Source organism: Streptomyces sp. R35 (genome assembly GCF_041053035.1).
Taxonomy (GTDB): Bacteria; Actinomycetota; Actinomycetes; order Streptomycetales; family Streptomycetaceae; genus Streptomyces; species Streptomyces lutosisoli.
This window is the reverse complement of record NZ_CP163440.1, coordinates 6,387,349-6,403,247: the sequence shown is the minus strand read 5'-3', so window position 1 is coordinate 6,403,247 and position 15,899 is coordinate 6,387,349. Positions and strand designations below refer to the sequence as shown.

At 69.9% G+C, this 15,899-nt stretch carries 17 protein-coding genes; 8 read left to right on the top strand and 9 right to left on the bottom strand.

The window, feature by feature from the left end; translation table 11 throughout:
* Positions 1 to 32: 32 nt before the first annotated feature.
* The 3 genes from AB5J50_RS29100 to AB5J50_RS29090 all read right to left on the bottom strand — a co-directional run bounded on the left by AB5J50_RS29100 (position 33) and on the right by AB5J50_RS29090 (position 1,388).
* On the bottom strand, positions 33 to 248 hold the full coding sequence (locus AB5J50_RS29100; protein ID WP_369265541.1) for a ricin-type beta-trefoil lectin domain protein: 216 nt from the start codon (positions 246 to 248) through the stop codon (positions 33 to 35).
* A 119-nt stretch (positions 249 to 367) separates the two neighbouring features.
* A complete protein-coding gene (locus AB5J50_RS29095; RefSeq protein WP_369265540.1) occupies positions 368 to 481 on the bottom strand; it encodes a DUF397 domain-containing protein in 114 nt (37 codons plus the stop codon).
* Complete coding sequence (locus AB5J50_RS29090; protein WP_369261171.1) at positions 444 to 1,388, bottom strand: Scr1 family TA system antitoxin-like transcriptional regulator; 945 nt, start codon at positions 1,386 to 1,388, stop codon at positions 444 to 446. The genes AB5J50_RS29095 and AB5J50_RS29090 overlap by 38 nt, the downstream gene beginning before the upstream one ends.
* A 113-nt stretch (positions 1,389 to 1,501) precedes the next feature.
* On the opposite strand from AB5J50_RS29090, the gene AB5J50_RS29085 reads away from it, so the two are divergent.
* A complete protein-coding gene (locus tag AB5J50_RS29085) occupies positions 1,502 to 2,134 on the top strand; it encodes a hypothetical protein (protein ID WP_369261170.1) in 633 nt (210 codons plus the stop codon).
* 19 nt (positions 2,135 to 2,153) lie between these two features.
* On the opposite strand, the gene AB5J50_RS29080 is transcribed toward AB5J50_RS29085, so the two are convergent.
* Positions 2,154 to 2,480: an ArsR/SmtB family transcription factor gene (locus tag AB5J50_RS29080; RefSeq protein ID WP_369261169.1), complete on the bottom strand. Its 327-nt coding sequence runs from the start codon at positions 2,478 to 2,480 to the stop codon at positions 2,154 to 2,156.
* A gap of 130 nt (positions 2,481 to 2,610) precedes the next feature.
* Between AB5J50_RS29080 and AB5J50_RS29075 the strand changes: the two genes are divergently transcribed.
* Positions 2,611 to 3,612, top strand: coding sequence for a zinc-binding alcohol dehydrogenase family protein (locus tag AB5J50_RS29075; RefSeq protein WP_369261168.1), 1,002 nt, complete (start codon positions 2,611 to 2,613; stop codon positions 3,610 to 3,612).
* 113 nt (positions 3,613 to 3,725) lie between these two features.
* Positions 3,726 to 4,379 (top strand): methyltransferase domain-containing protein, encoded by a 654-nt coding sequence (locus tag AB5J50_RS29070; RefSeq protein WP_369261167.1) that lies wholly within the window; start codon positions 3,726 to 3,728, stop codon positions 4,377 to 4,379.
* Positions 4,380 to 4,404: 25 nt separating this feature from the next.
* Here AB5J50_RS29070 and AB5J50_RS29065 read toward each other — a convergent pair whose 3' ends face one another.
* Positions 4,405 to 5,382, bottom strand: a complete 978-nt coding sequence (locus AB5J50_RS29065) for a sugar ABC transporter substrate-binding protein (RefSeq protein ID WP_369261166.1) — start codon at positions 5,380 to 5,382, stop codon at positions 4,405 to 4,407.
* 113 nt (positions 5,383 to 5,495) lie between these two features.
* Complete coding sequence (locus AB5J50_RS29060; RefSeq protein WP_369261165.1) at positions 5,496 to 6,635, bottom strand: FAD-dependent monooxygenase; 1,140 nt, start codon at positions 6,633 to 6,635, stop codon at positions 5,496 to 5,498.
* A gap of 470 nt (positions 6,636 to 7,105) precedes the next feature.
* Between AB5J50_RS29060 and AB5J50_RS29055 the strand changes: the two genes are divergently transcribed.
* Positions 7,106 to 8,071 carry an Lrp/AsnC family transcriptional regulator gene (locus AB5J50_RS29055; protein ID WP_369261164.1) on the top strand — a complete coding sequence of 322 codons (966 nt, stop codon included), beginning with the start codon at positions 7,106 to 7,108 and terminating at the stop codon, positions 8,069 to 8,071.
* Between the two features lie 72 nt (positions 8,072 to 8,143).
* Here the strand turns inward: AB5J50_RS29055 and AB5J50_RS29050 are convergent, their stop codons facing one another.
* Together AB5J50_RS29050 and AB5J50_RS29045 are read right to left on the bottom strand one after the other, a co-directional pair.
* Positions 8,144 to 8,740 (bottom strand): SPFH domain-containing protein, encoded by a 597-nt coding sequence (locus AB5J50_RS29050; RefSeq protein WP_369261163.1) that lies wholly within the window; start codon positions 8,738 to 8,740, stop codon positions 8,144 to 8,146.
* Positions 8,741 to 8,819: 79 nt separating this feature from the next.
* Entirely contained in the window at positions 8,820 to 10,091 is a 1,272-nt protein-coding gene (locus AB5J50_RS29045; RefSeq protein WP_369261162.1) for a PucR family transcriptional regulator, read from the bottom strand.
* Between the two features lie 100 nt (positions 10,092 to 10,191).
* Here AB5J50_RS29045 and AB5J50_RS29040 point away from each other — a divergent pair, with 100 nt between their 5' ends.
* From AB5J50_RS29040 to AB5J50_RS29025, 4 genes are all read left to right on the top strand, one after another.
* Positions 10,192 to 10,662: a nucleoside deaminase gene (locus AB5J50_RS29040; RefSeq protein ID WP_330306526.1), complete on the top strand. Its 471-nt coding sequence runs from the start codon at positions 10,192 to 10,194 to the stop codon at positions 10,660 to 10,662.
* On the top strand, positions 10,655 to 11,638 hold the full coding sequence (locus tag AB5J50_RS29035; protein ID WP_369261161.1) for an isopenicillin N synthase family dioxygenase: 984 nt from the start codon (positions 10,655 to 10,657) through the stop codon (positions 11,636 to 11,638). The genes AB5J50_RS29040 and AB5J50_RS29035 overlap by 8 nt, the downstream gene beginning before the upstream one ends.
* A gap of 162 nt (positions 11,639 to 11,800) precedes the next feature.
* Positions 11,801 to 13,924 carry a hypothetical protein gene (locus AB5J50_RS29030; RefSeq protein ID WP_369261160.1) on the top strand — a complete coding sequence of 708 codons (2,124 nt, stop codon included), beginning with the start codon at positions 11,801 to 11,803 and terminating at the stop codon, positions 13,922 to 13,924.
* On the top strand, positions 13,924 to 15,468 hold the full coding sequence (locus AB5J50_RS29025; RefSeq protein WP_369261159.1) for an ABC transporter substrate-binding protein: 1,545 nt from the start codon (positions 13,924 to 13,926) through the stop codon (positions 15,466 to 15,468). The genes AB5J50_RS29030 and AB5J50_RS29025 overlap by 1 nt, the downstream gene beginning before the upstream one ends.
* Here AB5J50_RS29025 and AB5J50_RS29020 read toward each other — a convergent pair.
* A complete protein-coding gene (locus AB5J50_RS29020) occupies positions 15,465 to 15,878 on the bottom strand; it encodes an SRPBCC domain-containing protein (protein ID WP_369261158.1) in 414 nt (137 codons plus the stop codon). The genes AB5J50_RS29025 and AB5J50_RS29020 overlap by 4 nt on opposite strands.
* Positions 15,879 to 15,899: the final 21 nt, after the last annotated feature.

Here is a 15,899-nt window from a genome sequence, read left to right as displayed (position 1 = left end):
TTCGGCCAGGGCAACTGGCCGAAGGGGGGAGATCATGTCCTCGTCCAGCGCTGCGATGCCGTTCCGGACACGCAGGTCGAGGTGACCGGCCAGCCGGCGGACTCGTCGAGGCACCGGCTGTTGTACATGTTCTGCAGGGTGCCGCCGGAGCCTGTGCGCCAGGACAGCTGGGTGCTCTGGTCGCAATCGGCCGTCACGATGTTGTAGGCGCTCACGCTCAGACACTTGCCGGTGTGCTCATTGACCACGTGGAATGCGCCGCCCGACACGCTCTTGTAAGCCCATGAGGCCGCCGAGCTGTCCGGGGTCGGGGACGTGGATCTGGAGGAAGCGGTACGGGTGCTGCCGGACAGGATCTGGCGGTCGGTCAGCGGAGAGCGGACGTGAACGCCGACCAGGCGGAGTGAGTGATCAGCAGGACCGGGCCGCTGGGGGTCTTGCTGTCACGGACGGGGACGAAGTTGCGGAAACCGGGGACGATTTCGACGCAGTTGCCGCCGTTCTCGCCGCTGTAGCTGCTCTTGATCCAAGTCGCCGCGCTGAGTTCGTGCCTGTCCATCGTGCCCGTACCCCTCCATCACGTCGCTGATCAGAGCGGCGGATTCGCGGGCTGACAGGACGTCCGCCCTGAGCACATCATAGGCATGGCTGTGGCGCGCATAGACGGTCGGATCGTCGTTGAAATGGCCACGGTCCAGCGACTCCGAATACACCCACCGGTGCCCGCCGGGCAGCTCGATCAACGACATGGAAACGTTGGGGCGCAGAAGCTCGGGGTAGCTCGCCGGGGCCACCTGGATACGGATGTTGGGGCGCTGCCCCACACTCAACAGATGGGCGCATTGGTCACGCATGACTTCCGCGCCCCCCACCGCGTTGCGCAGACAACTCTCGTCCAGGAGGGCGACGTACAGCGGACCATCATCGTCGAAGAACCGCGGTTGGCGACTGAGCCTGGCCCGGACTCGCTCCTCCACCTCATCACCGCTCGCGATGCGGGAGAACAGCGCGTGTGCGTAGCCCGGTGTCTGCAACATGCCCGGCATGACCCGCTCTTGATACTCCCGCAGCGCCACCGCCTTCGCATCCATCTCGGCCCTGCGCTCGAACCAGTCCGGATGCTGCACCTCCGGGTACCAGTCGATCCGCTCCCACAACCGCACCAACACCCCACCCGTACCGAGCAGTTCGTCGCATGTCTTGGCAAAGGTGTCCTGCGGAACCCTCGCACCCGCCTCCACCCGGGCCACATGGGAGCGGTCGCACGGGATCCGGCGCGCCAGGCCCTCCTGCGTCAGACCCTCCGCCTCGCGGTAGTGCTTCAGCAGCTCCCCGAAAACGGCAGCGGTCGTAGCGGCCGCTCCTCCGTCGGCGTTACGTCGGCTCACCACACCCCCTTCGTGACAGTGCACCACTGTCACGCGTCGGCCGTTGATACCGACCGTTCCCCTGAGCCACGCTCGGTACACCCAGAGTGAACAGGCATGTACGGAGTGAGGACATGGTGGAACAAGTCGAGCCGGGGACCCTCGTCCACGACCCCCAGGCGCGCAAGGTGGGCGAGTACCGAGGCAAGGCGGGCCCCTACGCGATGCTGCGCCCGCTCGGCGGCGGCCGGGAGTGGCAGGCGGACCCGGCACTGATCCGCGCGGCGACACCGGAGGAACGGCTCAGCGCCGAAGTGAAGGCGGTCAACTACCGTTCAGGGAACGCCACCGCGGCAGGGCATCAGGGTGACGAGGTGAGCCGCCCGCCCGTACCCGTCCCCGATTGCGCGACATGCGGGGACCTCGCCGTACGACGCGACGACGCCCGCACCCGCTGCGACGGCACCGACGAGACCGACGCGAACGTACTGCTGCGCCGACACCTGAGAGCGGCACACGGGGGCACCCCGACCCGCCGCCGGATCTTCCGCTACGTGCCGTACACGATCATGCAGGACGCGACGGCGGAACCGGAGTACGAGGCGAGGTGCGTCTCGGGGGCCGAGGCCGACTGCGGCGCCGGTTCCGGCCCGCGCAGCGATCCGGCGGACGTCGAGGAGTGGCAGCGCAGGCACACCCAGGAGACCCGGCACACGCGTTACCGCCGCAACTTCGCGGACTACGCGGGGATGGAGCCCCCATGCTGACCGTTCCCAGTACTCACCGTCAGTCCTCGCGGAGTACGAGCGCGAGCAGCCCCGGGAAGCGGGCGTCGAACTCCTCGCGGCGGAGCCGGTTGACGCGCTTGGGCCCTTCGTCCCGCTGTTCCACAAGCCCCGCCCCGCGCAGCACAGCGAAGTGGTGACTGAGGGCCGCCTTGCCGACCGGCACATCGAAGCTGCCGCAGCTGCGCGTCCAGATGGGGGATCCCGCCAGCTCCCGTACGAGCGTGATGCGTACGGGATCGGCGAGGGCGGCGAGCGCGGTCGGCACGGGGACGTCGTCGGGGTGGGTGTGCTCGGGTGCCGCCCGATGACTGGTGCGCTCCGCCATGCCCGCCTCCTTGGGTCCTTCGCGTCGGCCGTATCCGCGCCGTGTCCACTTGCAGAGTGTTCGATGAAAACCATACACTCCCGAGTGTTCGCTTTCCATTGAACAGTCGAGCACTCGGTAGGGGTGTGCCATGCGCGCGGTGGAGTTCCTGGAGTACGGCGGTCCCAAGGTCCTCAAGGTCGTGGAGGCGGAGGCCCCCGAGCCCGGCCCGGGGCAGGTGAGCATCGACGTGGCCTACGTCGGCGTGAACTTCGCGGACCTGAAGGCGCGCTCGGAGGGCTATCGCGTACCAAGCCTTCCGTTCCGTCCGGGACTTGAGGTCTCGGGCCGGATCCGGGCCGTCGGAGCGGACGTCGAAGGGCTGGCGGTCGGCCAGGAGGTCGCCGCCCTGACGGAGGGCGGCGCGTACGCGGAGGTGACGGTGGCCGACGCGGTGACCGTCTTCCCGCTGCCGGAGGGCGTGGACCTGCGCACGGGCGCGACCCTGCCGACGGTGCTTCCGACGGCGTACGCCCTCATCCACACGGTGGGCCGGCTGCAACCCGGCGAGACGGTTCTCGTGCAGGGCGCGGCGGGCGGAATCGGCACGGTGGCCGGGCAGTTGGCGAAGGCGGCCGGCGCCGGGGCGGTGTACGGCGTCGTGTCGGCCGAGCCGAAGGCCAAGTACGCCCTCGACCACGGCTACGACGAGGTCTTCGTCGGCTCCTTCACACAGGAAGTGCGAGCCGCGACGAACGGCCGGGGCGTCGAGCTGGCTCTGGACCCGGTCGGCGGCGAGACATTCCGGGGCAGCCTCGCCTCTCTCGCCCCCTTTGGCCGCCTGGTCTCCTTCGGCAACGCCAGTTCAGCCGAGCCGTGGAAGGTGGGACAGCCGGAGCTCTATCCGACGGGGCTGTCGGTCGCCGGGTTCTCCATCCTCGGGCTGGCCCAGACGGCACCGGGTGAGCTGCGCGCGATCGCCGAGAAGGCGTTCCGGACCGTGGTCGAGGGGGTCGTCTCCCTGCCGGTGACTGCGGAGTTCGCTCTGGAGGACGCGGCTGAGGCCCACCGGTTGATGGGGACACGGAGCAGCACCGGGAAGCTGTTGCTGCGGGCGGGGGGAGACTCGCCGCGCAGTTCCTCGCGCCCCTGAAGGACCGGCTTGTTCGTCGGGTTCGGGTGAGCGGGGGTTGCTCGCGCAGTTCCCCGCGCCCCTGAAAACCGGCCTCGCTGCACTGTCGTACCCCCCGACTACTCTTCACCGCCATGACGACCACCCGCCGCACGCACACGACCCGGGCGTCCTACGACACCGTCGCCGCCGACTACGCCGAGCTGCTGAGGAACGAGCTGGCGAACAAGCCGCTCGACCGGGCCATGCTCGCGGCGTTCGCGGAGCACGTGCGGGCGGGCGGGGACGGGCCGGTCGCCGACCTCGGGTGCGGACCGGGCCGGGTGACGGTCCACCTGGAGGGCCTCGGCCTCGACGCGTACGGAATCGATCTCTCACCGGAGATGGTGGCGACGGCCCGGCTCGCCCATCCCCATCTACGCTTCGAGGTGGGCACGATGACCGCCCTCGACATCGAGGACGAGGCGCTCGCCGGGGCCCTGGTCTGGTACTCCACGGTGCACACGCCCCTGGATGAACTCCCCGTGATGTTCGCGGAGTTCCACCGTGTCCTCGCCCCAGGAGGCCATCTCCTCATCGCCTTCAAGGTGGGCGACGAACGGGTCCATCTCGACCACGCGTACGGCCATGACCTCGACCTCGACGTCTACCGCTTCCCACCCCAGCTCATCGCCGAACTCCTCGGTCACGCCGGCCTGGCCGAAGTCGCCCGCCTGGTCCGCGAGGCCGACGCGCGGGAGAAAACCCCGCAGGCCTTCATCCTCGCCCGGAAGCCGGAGCGCGAATGACGCCGAGACCCTTTCCGATGGTCTCTTACTTGGGGCAGTACTGAGGGGCTTCGTCCAGGTTGTCCTTGGTGATCAGGGTCAGCGGAATCCTGGCGATCTTGTCGGCCGTGTTCTTGTCGGCCGTGTTCTTGTCGCCGATCCGGACGACCGTGTTCTTCACCGCCGCCTCGCCGATCACCTTCGGGGAGTTGGCGACGGTGGCGGAGAACCGTCCGTCCTTGACGGCGGCCAGCCCCTTGTCCGTGCCGTTCTCGGTGACGATCTTGACGCCCTTCGCGCCCGCAGCGTCGAAAACCTTGCGGACGGCGAAGGCCATCTCCTCGTTGGCCACGAAGGCGTAGTCGAGGTCGGGATGGGCCTCGATCATGTTCTCGGCGACGTCCTGCGCCTTGACGGGGTTGAACATGCCGGGCTGGTTCGCCACCACCTTCGCGTTGCCGGGCAGGGCCTGGGTGAAGCCGGAGACCATCAGGTCGGAGGCGGCTCCGGGGGACCCCGCGATGATGCCCACCTTCGCTTGCTTGCCGGCGGCGTCCTTGGCGATCCAACCGGCGTCCAGGGCGCCGAGCTTCTTCAGATCGACGACGGCGGCGCCGAGGATGCCGGTCACGTCGTCGGTGGCGACCGACGTCAGATAGATGGGCACGTTGGCGGCCTTGGCTCTGGTGATGTCGCCTTCGAGTGAGTCGATGTTGACGGTCTGCACGACCAGCGCGTCGACGTTGCGGCTGATCATGTCTTCGATGTTGTTCAGCTCTTTACCGGCGTCCATCTGCGAGTTGGCCGTGTTGAGCGAGACCCCTTGTGCTTTCGCCTCCTGCTCGACGGCCGTCTGCAGACAGTGGGCGAACTCGCTGGTGTCGCCGTTGACGAAGCCGAGGGTGAGGGAGCCGCTGCTGCCGCTGGTGGTGGCGCCGTTGCCGCAGCCGCTCAGTACGGCGGTGCTGCCGACGGCCACGGCCATGGCCACCAGCCGTCTGAGTGTGTTGGCGGGGAAGGTCATCGTGGAGTGCCTTTCGCTGGAAGGAATGGCCGTCGGAACAGCGGCCCGCGCGCGGGTCGCTGTCGCCGGAGGGCATCGAACCCCGTGTCAGTCGGAGGGCAACGAACCCCCGGTCAGATGGGCTGGATCATCGTTTCCAGCACGTGCTGGGTGAGGCCCGCGTGGTCGAAGTCCGGGTGCGCGGCGGGGTCCATCTCGTACTCGCCGATCGCGACCGACGACTCCACGATGAGCTTGCAGCGCTCGTGACGGCGCTCGCTGTACGCCATGAACGCCTCCTCATGGCTGCTGTGGGAGGACAGGCATTCGGCGAGGACGACACCGTCCTCGATCGCCTGGGCCGCTCCCTGGCCCAGGTGCGGGGTCACGGCGTGGACGGCGTCGCCGATCAGCACGATCCGCCCGTTGTGCCACGGCGCCGGAGCGATCAGCCACTCCTCGGGCCGGAACACGATCTGGGCGGGGTCGTTGACGTACTTGTCGCGGACCCGCCCGGCCAGGCCTCCGAACGGGGCGAGCCGCTCGCGCAGTTCCACCGCCATCTTGTCCTGGTCCAGCCGGCGGCCCTCCTCCCAGGTGGTGTTGTAGAAGAGGTAGGCCAGGTCGGGGCCGATCGGCACGAAGCCCGCCAGGCCTTCCGGGCCGTGCTGAAGGATGATCCGGTCGATCTCCGGCTCCCGGGGGATGTTGAGCCGGAACGCGGACTGGCCGAGGCAGACCGGCTTCAACTCCTCGCGCAGCACGTACGGGCGGACCGTGGAGTAGACGCCGCCGGCGCCGACGACGTAGTCGAAGATGTTCGCCGAGCCGTCGGTGTAGACGACACCGACACCCGCCGGTCCCTCGGTGAGCGTGGTGAACGTCTTGTTGTACTCGATGGCGACACCGACCTCGCAGGCCTTGTCGGTGAGGATCTTGTGCAGCTGCGGCCGGGTGAGGCCGTTCATCGGCGGCAGGTCGGAGTCGGGGATCCGGGATCCGGGCATCTCGCGGATCAGCTTGCCGTCCACGTCGAGCATCTGGCCCCAGGCGGTGGTGGAGTAGCCGACGGCCAGGCACGCCTCGGCACAGCCGATCGCGTCCAGCGCCCGCAGCGCGTTCACCGGCTGGATGATTCCCACGCCGTAGACCGACGAGTGGAGGTCCGCCTGGAGCTCCACGACGTTGACGTCGTACCCGACACCGCGCAGCGCGATGGCGGTGGACAGTCCACCGATCCCGCCTCCGACGATGAGAACACTGCCTCGGCTCATTTCAACCACCTAGCGTCGTTCGTCCGGCCCGGTGCAGAAGCGCACGGGGCCAATGAGTGGCGAACGTAACGGCCTTTTTGCGCAGACGGAAGCAGACGGAAACGCACGGTTAACTTGCGAATCCAAAGCCTTGCCTAATCCATCGAAATACTCTCCCATCGGGCTGACCTGCCCGAATCGATCAGATCCTCCGAGTGGGCGCGGAGAAAATGGCAGATGCGGGAAGAAATCTCTGCGGATTGGATTCCGTCACTCTTCATATGCCATCTGACCTGCTGCTTTTAGACACACAAAGCATGGCGCCACTTGCCGGGTGAAGGAAATCATGGATTTTCCGTTCCCGGATGTCGGATTCCCAAAGCACACGGGGGATTTCCTTTGACGCTCGTCGCTCTGCCCGTACGATGACCGCCCGGCCGCGCCACCCCAGCGCACGACCGGGAGCCCTTCGGTCCACGCGGGAGAACTCAGTGACGCCCTCGACCCTCGACACGCTCGATCTGAAACTGCTGCAAGCCCTCGAACTCGACGGGCGGGCGCCCTTCAGCCGTATCGCCCAGGTCCTGGGAGCGTCCGATCAGACCATCGCGCGACGGTTCAAGCGCCTGCGCACCACCGCGCACCTGAGAATCACCGGCGTGATCGACGACAGCCGCCTGGGCCGTTCCACCTGGATCGTCCGGCTCGGCTGCGCCCAGAACACGGCCGCGCAACTGGCCGCCACCTTCGCCGGACGGCCCGACACCCACTACGTCGACCTGGCCGCCGGCGGCACCGAAGTCATCTGCGCGGTCACACCACGCAGCAGCCGCGAACGCGACGACCTCCTCCTCGAACAACTCCAGCGCACCCCCCACGTCAGCTCCGTCAGCGCCCACTGCGTCCTGCACGCCTACTACGGCAACTCCCTGCGCTGGCTGCGCAAGATCAGCGCACTCGGACCGGACGAGGAGACCGCGCTTCGCGCCCCCGCCCCCGAGGTCGTCCGGGCGCCGGTCGCCCTCGACGCCACCGACCACACCCTGCTGGAGGCGCTGCGTCGCGACGGCCGCGCCACCCTCACGGACCTCCAGGGAGCGACCGGCCTGTCCGAGACCGCCGTGAAGAAGCGCCTGGACCGGCTGCGCGCCACAGGAGTGCTCTACCTCGCCGTCGAATACGACCACGAGCCGCTCGGGCAGGGCGTCGAGGCACTGGTCTGGCTGACCGTCACGCCCCACGCCCTCGCCGGGACGGGACGGGCCGTCGCCGCCCACCCGGAAGTACGTTTCGCCGCCGCCGTCACCGGGCGGACCAACCTCGCGATCTCACTGCTGTGCCGCACCACCGACGACCTCTACACATTCCTCAGCGAGAAGATCGGCGCCCTGACCGGCGTCCACACAGCGGAGACCGTCCTCACCCTGCGACGGGTCAAAGCCCTCACGACCCCTTGACGGCGCCGGTCACGACCTCTGGGCGTACGACCTGCTGAGGATGTTCGCCCGCGAGGGGCACCCCACACCGTCTTACGGCTTGTCGGCTTCGTCTTCGGCCCCCAGGCGGACGACGCGTCCGTCGTTCCTGGCGTGCGTCCCCCGCTCCATCGCCTCACGGGCGGCGGCGGGCAGGTCGATCTCGTTGACTACGATGCGGTTGACCCGGATGCCCCACTTGCCGGTGGCTTCGTCGAGGATGCCGCGCAGGGCCGCGCTGATCTCCTCGCGGGAGCTCAGGATGCGTTCCAGGTCCAAGCAGCCGCAGATGTCGCGCAAGGAGATGACCGTGAGCTGCTCGATGGCCCGCAGGTAGCTGGTGACTTCGTAAGTTGCGGCCCGGGCGTCGATCACCTGGTAGTAGATGACGGTGTCGACCTTGATGACCAGGCCGTCCCCGGTGAGGACTTCCTGCGGAGGGAACGGCACGACCTGCTCACGGAGGTCGATCCGGTTCCGTATGGCGTCGGCGAACGGCACCACGATGTTGAGGCCGGCGTTGAGCGTCCGCGTGTAGCGGCCGAAGCGCTCGACAACGACGGCGTTGGCCTGTGGAAGGCGCCGGATGAACGTCCCCAGGACAAGGGGGACAGCTCCCCCGGCGATCAGGAACCCATAGCGCGTCTTCATCGCGACTCCCCCCGTCCCCCGGGCCACCGTGTCGTGCCCCCCGGATGCCGCTGTCCGGAGTGTCCCAGACCTCCCGGTCTCAGGCCACCGTGCGAAGCCCCCGTACCGAAGCCTCTCCCATCCCCCGCACCACCCGATGCGCACAAGCCGCCGCGAGCAACTCCCCCAGCAGATCGGGGTCGTCGATCTCCAGGCCCAGCAGGGTCTCGATGCGTTCGAGGCGCTGGTAGAGGGACTGGCGGCCGATGTGCAGGAGCGCGGCCGTGCGGGTGGGTGAGCAGCCGTGGCGGAGGTGGACCTCCAGGGTGCGGACGAGGTCGCTGGGGTGGGCCGCCTCCCAGGCCAGCAGGGGGCCCAGGGTGTGCTGGACGAGACGGGCGAGGCGGTCGCGGTTGGCGTCCACACCGCCGCGGGTGAGCTCGCGTTCAAGTGTGAACGCACGCGAGGAGGTCACGACCGGGCCCCCGGACAGACCGGGTTCGGCCGACGGCACGGTGAGGGCCAGCTCCAGCGTCGTACGCGCCGCCCGCAGCGTCTCGCTCCAGCGCAGCCAGCCGCCGCCCGCGACGACCGCGTGCCCGACCGCCACGGTCACTCCGGCCTCGGCGACCGCCCGGAAGGCCTCCTGCACAGCCCGTACGACATCCCGCGCACCCGCCCCGGCGTCCCCGGACATCGCCACCAGCGCCAGTACGTCCCCCGGGAACGCCGCCCGCAGCACCGCGACCCCGCCCAGGGAACGCGCGGCACGGTCGACCACGCCCAGATCCGCCCGCGCCCCGTGCGCCGACACCCCGACCAGCCGCGCCGCCGACCCCGGATGGAACCCGGCGAGCGCCGCCCGCGCCTCCACCTCGGGCTGGTTGAGCGGCTGCCCGTCGGCGAGGTCGGCCAGCAGGGCGGCGGTGTGGTCGCCGCCCCAGAGACGCCCGGCCGAACGCCCCGACAGGCCGCGCGCCACGATCGCCCGGTTCGCCGCCTCGGTGATGCGGACGAAGGGGACCACACGGTGCAGGGCCAGCAGGGGCAGCCCCAGCCGCCGGGCCTCGTCGACCACTTCCTCGGGCATCCGCACCAGCGAGCGCCCGACCTCCACGGCCAGCCCCGCCGCACCGCGCGCGGCCAGCTCACGGACGTACTGCCGCCGCGTCGCCTCGTCGGCGTCGGTGAGCCCGAAGCCGTTGGTGAGGAGCAGTTCGCCGCCGTCGAGGAAGTTCGCGCCCTCGTACACCTCGCTGGAGTGCACCCACCGGACGGGCCGGTCCAGGGCGCCCTCGCCCGCGAGGAGTTCGGGCTCGGTGCCGCGGACGGGGTCGAGGGCCAGGATGTCTCGGAGGGTGAGTGCGGGCACGGGAACCTCCAGAGGCGCTGACAGTCCGTCCGGGTGCGGGCTGACCGGAGAGTACTTTCCGCACGTTGCCCTCGTGTTTCGGCCACAGCAGAGTGGAGTCATGGAGCGCATCGATCAACCAGTCGATCAGGCACAGGCACGCGCATGGCTCGCCACCGCCGTCGCGGAGGCCCGCGCCGGGCTCGCCGAGGGCGGCATCCCCATCGGGGCGGCGCTGTACGGCGCGGACGGCACCCTCCTCGGCAGCGGCCACAACCGCCGCGTCCAGGACGACGACCCCTCGATGCACGCGGAGACGGCGGCCTTCCGCAACGCCGGACGGCAACGGACGTATCGCGGTACGACGATGGTGACGACCCTCTCGCCGTGCTGGTACTGCAGCGGTCTGGTCCGCCAGTTCGGTATCTCCCGGGTGGTGATCGGCGAGGCCGAGACCTTCCACGGCGGCCACGACTGGCTGGCGGAGCACGGCGTGGACATCGTGGTGCTGGACGACCCCGAGTGCACCTCCCTGATGCGCGACTTCATCAAGAACAACCCGGCACTGTGGAACGAGGACATCGGTGAGTGACGCCCTTACCCCCCGCGCCCCGCGCATCCCGACCATCGACCTGGGCCCCTGGCTCTCGGGGGACCCGGAGTCCCGGGCGGACACCGCCCGCACCGTCGACGAAGCCCTCCAGACGGCCGGCTTCCTCCTGGTGACCGGCCACGGCGTGGACCCCACCCTCCGCACCCGCATCCGCGAGGCCGCCCGCGCCTTCTTCACCCTCCCCACCGGGACGAAGCAGCCGTACGCCGCCCAGGTCGGCGGCCGCGGCTGGCTCGGCCCGGGCGCCGAGGCGAACGGGTACTCGGAGGGCACGGAGACCCCGCCGGACCTCAAGGAGTCGCTGACCTTCGCGACGCACGAGCCGTTCGAGGACCCGGAGACCAACGCGGAGTGGTACGCGCCGAACGTGTGGCCCGCCGAGACCCCGGAACTCCAGAAGCTGTGCGAGGAGTACCTGACGAGGATGGGCGAACTGGAGAACCACCTCCTCGCCCTCCTCGGCGAGGCCCTCGGCCTGGACCCCGACTTCTTCACGAAGCACATGGACCACCCGACGTACGGCTTCAACATCAACTGGTACCCGGGCACGGAGGTCATCGGCGCCCCCCAGCCCGGCCAGTTCCGCATCGGCCCCCACACCGACTTCGGCACCGTCACCATCCTCGACCGCCAGGCCGGCAAGGGCGGACTCCAGGTCTACACGGACGAGGGCGGCTGGGAGGACGCCCCCTTCGACCCGGACGCCTTCACCATCAACATCGGTGACCTCATGGCCCGTTGGACCGGCGACCGCTGGCGCTCCGGCCGCCACCGCGTCCTGCCGCCGCCCGCCGACGCGCCCGCCGAGGAGCTGATGTCGCTGGTCTACTTCGGCGAGTGCACACCGGGGACGACCGTGGAGTCCGTACCCGCGCCGGTGGGCCGGGTCGCGTACGGACCCGTCGACTCTCATGTTTATCTACGCGAGAAGCTGGACTCGATCACCGTCGGATAAGTGGCGGATGGTTTTCGTAACCCAACGGACACCAGGCGCCCTATCCCGAACCAACTCCCCCTTTTTAAACTGTTGTTGCTACACCTCAAAGCAGCCATGACGACAGGAACAGCAGCAGGATCAGCAGCAGGCGGGGCTCGGACCGCAACAGGGGGAGATGCGGTGCACAGAGGGCTGCACGGCCGGGGAGGGCTGTTCGACACCGATCCGCCCGGGCTTGCGTCACGGCTTGTCGGGCTGCGGCCGTATCAGCTTCGGGCGACACCGTACGAGCACGCTGACGAGCTGCCGTTCGTGGTGTTCGCGGGCGGGCGGGGGCTCGGGAAGAGTGCCGTGCTGGGCGAGCTGCGCGATGCCTATCGCGGGCACACCCCGGTCGCGCTGATCGACGGTGAGGAGCGGCAGTTCGGTGGTCCTCCTGCCGAGCGCCCGGTGGAGTCGTGGTCGCCGGTGGGGCAGGCGCTGACCACGGTCGCGGAGCAACTGGCCGAGCCGGTGACGGGCGCCGGGCGGATCGGTTTTCCCCGGCTGGCGGCGGGGCTGCTCGCTGTCGCGGCGGGCGGCTGGAGCAACCGTGACGTGCCGCGCATCCGGCAGGAGGCCGAGCGGATCCTGCTGCTGAACGAGACCGGCGGCGGCCGGCTGTCGGGGTTCGCGGGCCGCTGGGTGAGCAAGGTGATCTCCAAGGTCATCGCCTCGCTGAGCGGTACGGGTCCGGTGATCGCGCCGATCATCGAAGCCACCCTGGAGGCGTTCGCCGAGGGCATCGGCCCCGCCCCCCGCCGGCTGCGCAGGGCCGCCGCCTGGTACCGCGACTATCCGAACGCGGGCGGCAGCCCCAAGCTCGCGCTGATCCTCCTGTCCCGGCACTTCAGGGCCGGCGGCGACTCCCGCAGACACGCCGAGCGCTATCTCGTACGGGCCCTGCTGGCCGACCTCGACGACGCGTACGCGGGGGTCATGCAGCGCTCGCACCGCCGGGGGCGCCCCCTCGTACTGATCGACAACGTCCAGGAACCCGCGGGCCTCGGCATCCTGGAGCCGGTGCTGCGCGACCGCGCCGACGGCATCGCCGATCAGGTCGTGTTCTTCACGGCGCTCCGCGGGTACGCGCACCCGGCACTGCGCAACGCCGGTCGCCGTACGCTCCCCGAGACCGCCCGGGAGACCGGCTGGACGCCGGGCACGTCGCCGTCCTCGCGGGCGCTGCTCGTGTCGCTGCCGCCGCTGACGCCCGACGACACGCTGCACATCGTGGACACCGCCTCCGACCGGCTGGGCGCCGCCTCCGGCGGAACGGTCGTGCCGCCACAACTCCCGCACGCCACTCACCGGTTGACCGGCGGCAGCCCGCTCGGCATCACCCTGCTCGCCGACTCGGCCCGGCAGAACCTGCCCCAAGGGGCGGCGTCACTCGGCGCGTTGCTCACCGCGGACGTCGCCGTGCACGAGGACCACGACGGCCGCCCCACCTACCAGGAACTCCTCGACCGGCTCGTGCCCGGCGGCCGCCTGGACGAGCTGACGGTGCTCGCCGCGGCCCACGACCGCGACTCGGCGTGCGCGCTCGCCCAGGCCCAACTCCCGGACGACTTCGGCGCATCGGGCGTCCTCGACCTGGAGGAGCGACTCTCGGCGGAGGGCTGGCCGACGACGGCCGGGCAGTTCGTCGGCGACCCGTTCCTGCGCGCCCTGCTCCTGCTGCGGCTGCACCACGGCGACCGGAACCACGAACGGTGGCGGGCCGTGCACCGCACCCTCATCGACCACTACGACGACGAGGACCCGCACGTCAACGCCCACTACCGGTTGCACCACGAACTCGCCCTGGGCAAAGCGGACTTCGCGGTGGCGCACCTGCGCGACACCTTCCCGCGCACCGACACCCGGGCCTGGCTGTCGTCCCTGGTCTTCATCGCGTCCGCGCCCTACTACCACGCACACGACCCGGACGGCCGGGACTTCGACGGCCACGACCACCGGGCCTCCGTCGCGCTCGGGCACACGGACGCGGCCCAGCAGCCGCCGGACAGCGTGGACGCCGTACTGCATCTGCGTGTACGACGGCTGCTGCACGCCGTGTGGCAGCTGACCGATCCGCTGGTGCTGCCGGACCCGAAGGTGACCGAGCGGCTGCGGTTCGAGTTGGAGCAGCTGTCGAATCTGCGGCCCGCGGGCAACGCCCTGCTGTGGCGGGCCTCGCGGGACTGGCCGTCGGACGCCCTGGCCGGCCGCCCCTTCCGCATCCCGGGCGACGACGACGAGAACGGGGACGGGGGCCGGTGATGGCACGTGTGTGGACCTGGCTGCGCGAGGACGTCTGGGAGATTCGTTTCCGCAGGTATGTCGCACTGACACTCGTGGCCGCCCTCGCGGCCCTCGGCGTATGGGGCGGCATGACAGCCACGAAGGAGGACCGGTCCTGCGCCCCGGGAGTCGTCCAGCCCAAGGGCAGTGACGAATGCGTGGGCGTCTCATCGACGACGTACGCCTTCGGACGGCCCCAGTTCGCCGAGACCGTCCAGGCGATCAACCGCGAGAACCACCGCCTCAAGCCCGGAAGTTACGTCACCGTCGCCCTGCTCGAACCCTTCACCGCGACCGACGCCGACAACCTGGGCGATGTGCTGCACGAGCTCCAGGGCGCCTATCTGGCCCAGTACCAGGCCAACCATGTCACCACCGGGCTGAAGCCGAAGATCCGGCTGGTGCTCGCCAACCCCGGTTCCACCGGCGCGTATTGGCAGCACACGGTCGACCAGCTGGAAGGCATGACCAAGGGCCGCGACCGGCTGCGCGCGGTGACCGGGGTGGGCCTGAGCACCGAGAACAACAAGAAGGCCGTGCAGGAGCTGACCCGCCTCGGCATCCCGGTGATAGGGAGTTCGATCACCGCCGACAACCTCGCCAACGGACAGAACGGCAAGGACCCCTTCCCCGGGCTCGCCCGCGTCTCCCCCACCAACACCGACGAGGCGCGCGCCCTCGCCTCCTTCGCCCAGGTCTCGGCCGCCAACGCGTTCCTGGTGTACGACCGCACGGGCGACCCGTACACGCGCACACTCCAGAAGTCGTTCGAGAAGATGCTCAAGGGCGCGCGCTACGAAGCCCAGCCGTTCACGCCGCCCGCCGACCGCAGCAAGGAGGGCAGCACCGCCAACGTCTTCGCGCAGATCGCCAACATCCTGTGCAACACGCCGAAGAGCACGGACACCATCCTCTTCGCGGGCCGGCACACCCAACTGCGCCAGTTCATCAACGCGTTGGGCGCCCGCGGCTGCTCCGACCGCCGCTTCACCGTGCTCACCGGCGACGAGGGCTCGTATCTCGCCGGGGACAAGGACCTCGACCCGGCCGCCCTCAAGGACCCGCGGCTGACCGTGCGGTACACCGCCCTCGCCCACCCGGACGCCTGGCTGAAGGACACTGCGAAGACGGGCGGCAGCGCGGCCGACGCCAAGGTGCTCCAGCAGTTGCTCGACAGCGCCGGGCGGGAACCGGTCGGCCCGGTCGGCAAGGTCGCCCTGGACGACGGCCAGCTGATCATCGCGTACGACGCGATGCGACTCGCCGTGCACGGCATCCGCGGGGCGTCGCCCACCGGGAAGATCCCGGCCCTCGCGGACGTCGGCCTCCAGTGGCCGCAGGTCAAGGGCAAGCAGCTGCGGGTCAACGGGGCGAGCGGGTGGATCTGCCTCGACGCCCACGGCAATCCGTACGACAAGGCCGTACCGATCGTGGAACTGACCCCCGACAGCCACTCCCGCTTCGTGAAGATCGCCTGGCCGGAGGGGAAGCCTCCGGCGCAGGAGTGCCTGCCGCCGTCCTAGGCGTCGAGTGCCTGGAAGAGCCGCTCGAAACGGGCCCGCCACGGAGGCTCCCGCTCCTCCTCCAGCTCATGGGTGAAGCGGACCGTGGTACCGGTGCCGTCCGGCGCCCCGCGCTCCAGATGGAACCGGACCCGCCCGCGCCCCTCCACGGTGTACTCGGCGACGCGCTCCACGTCCCAGGCGGTGATCCGCCCGCTGCCCAGCCCGTGCAGGGTGACGGCCCCGCCGAGCCGCGGCTCGAAGACCTCGGCGGCGGCCAGCCACCCCCGCAGGCCTTCGGGGGTGGCCAGCGCCGTCCAGACCTTCTCCACAGGCTGGGGAAAGCGCAGCAGGTAGTGCAGGACCCGCGCGTTCCCCCGGGTCTCGGTGGCGCCCTCTTCGATGGGTGGTCGGTCGATGGGTCGGGTCATGACTCCAGCGTGGCGCGTGGC

Bases quoted from the DNA above. Each gene is read 5' to 3' on its own strand.
- AB5J50_RS29075 (WP_369261168.1), top strand. From the start codon at position 2,611: ATGCGCGCGGTGGAGTTCCTGGAGTACGGCGGTCCCAAGGTCCTCAAG.
- AB5J50_RS29085 (WP_369261170.1), top strand. From the start codon at position 1,502: ATGGTGGAACAAGTCGAGCCGGGGACCCTCGTCCACGACCCCCAGGCG.
- AB5J50_RS29040 (WP_330306526.1), top strand. From the start codon at position 10,192: ATGGAGCGCATCGATCAACCAGTCGATCAGGCACAGGCACGCGCATGG.
- AB5J50_RS29050 (WP_369261163.1), bottom strand. From the start codon at position 8,740: ATGAAGACGCGCTATGGGTTCCTGATCGCCGGGGGAGCTGTCCCCCTT.
- AB5J50_RS29065 (WP_369261166.1), bottom strand. From the start codon at position 5,382: ATGACCTTCCCCGCCAACACACTCAGACGGCTGGTGGCCATGGCCGTG.
- AB5J50_RS29080 (WP_369261169.1), bottom strand. From the start codon at position 2,480: ATGGCGGAGCGCACCAGTCATCGGGCGGCACCCGAGCACACCCACCCC.
- AB5J50_RS29070 (WP_369261167.1), top strand. From the start codon at position 3,726: ATGACGACCACCCGCCGCACGCACACGACCCGGGCGTCCTACGACACC.
- AB5J50_RS29060 (WP_369261165.1), bottom strand. From the start codon at position 6,635: ATGAGCCGAGGCAGTGTTCTCATCGTCGGAGGCGGGATCGGTGGACTG.
- AB5J50_RS29025 (WP_369261159.1), top strand. From the start codon at position 13,924: ATGGCACGTGTGTGGACCTGGCTGCGCGAGGACGTCTGGGAGATTCGT.
- AB5J50_RS29020 (WP_369261158.1), bottom strand. From the start codon at position 15,878: ATGACCCGACCCATCGACCGACCACCCATCGAAGAGGGCGCCACCGAG.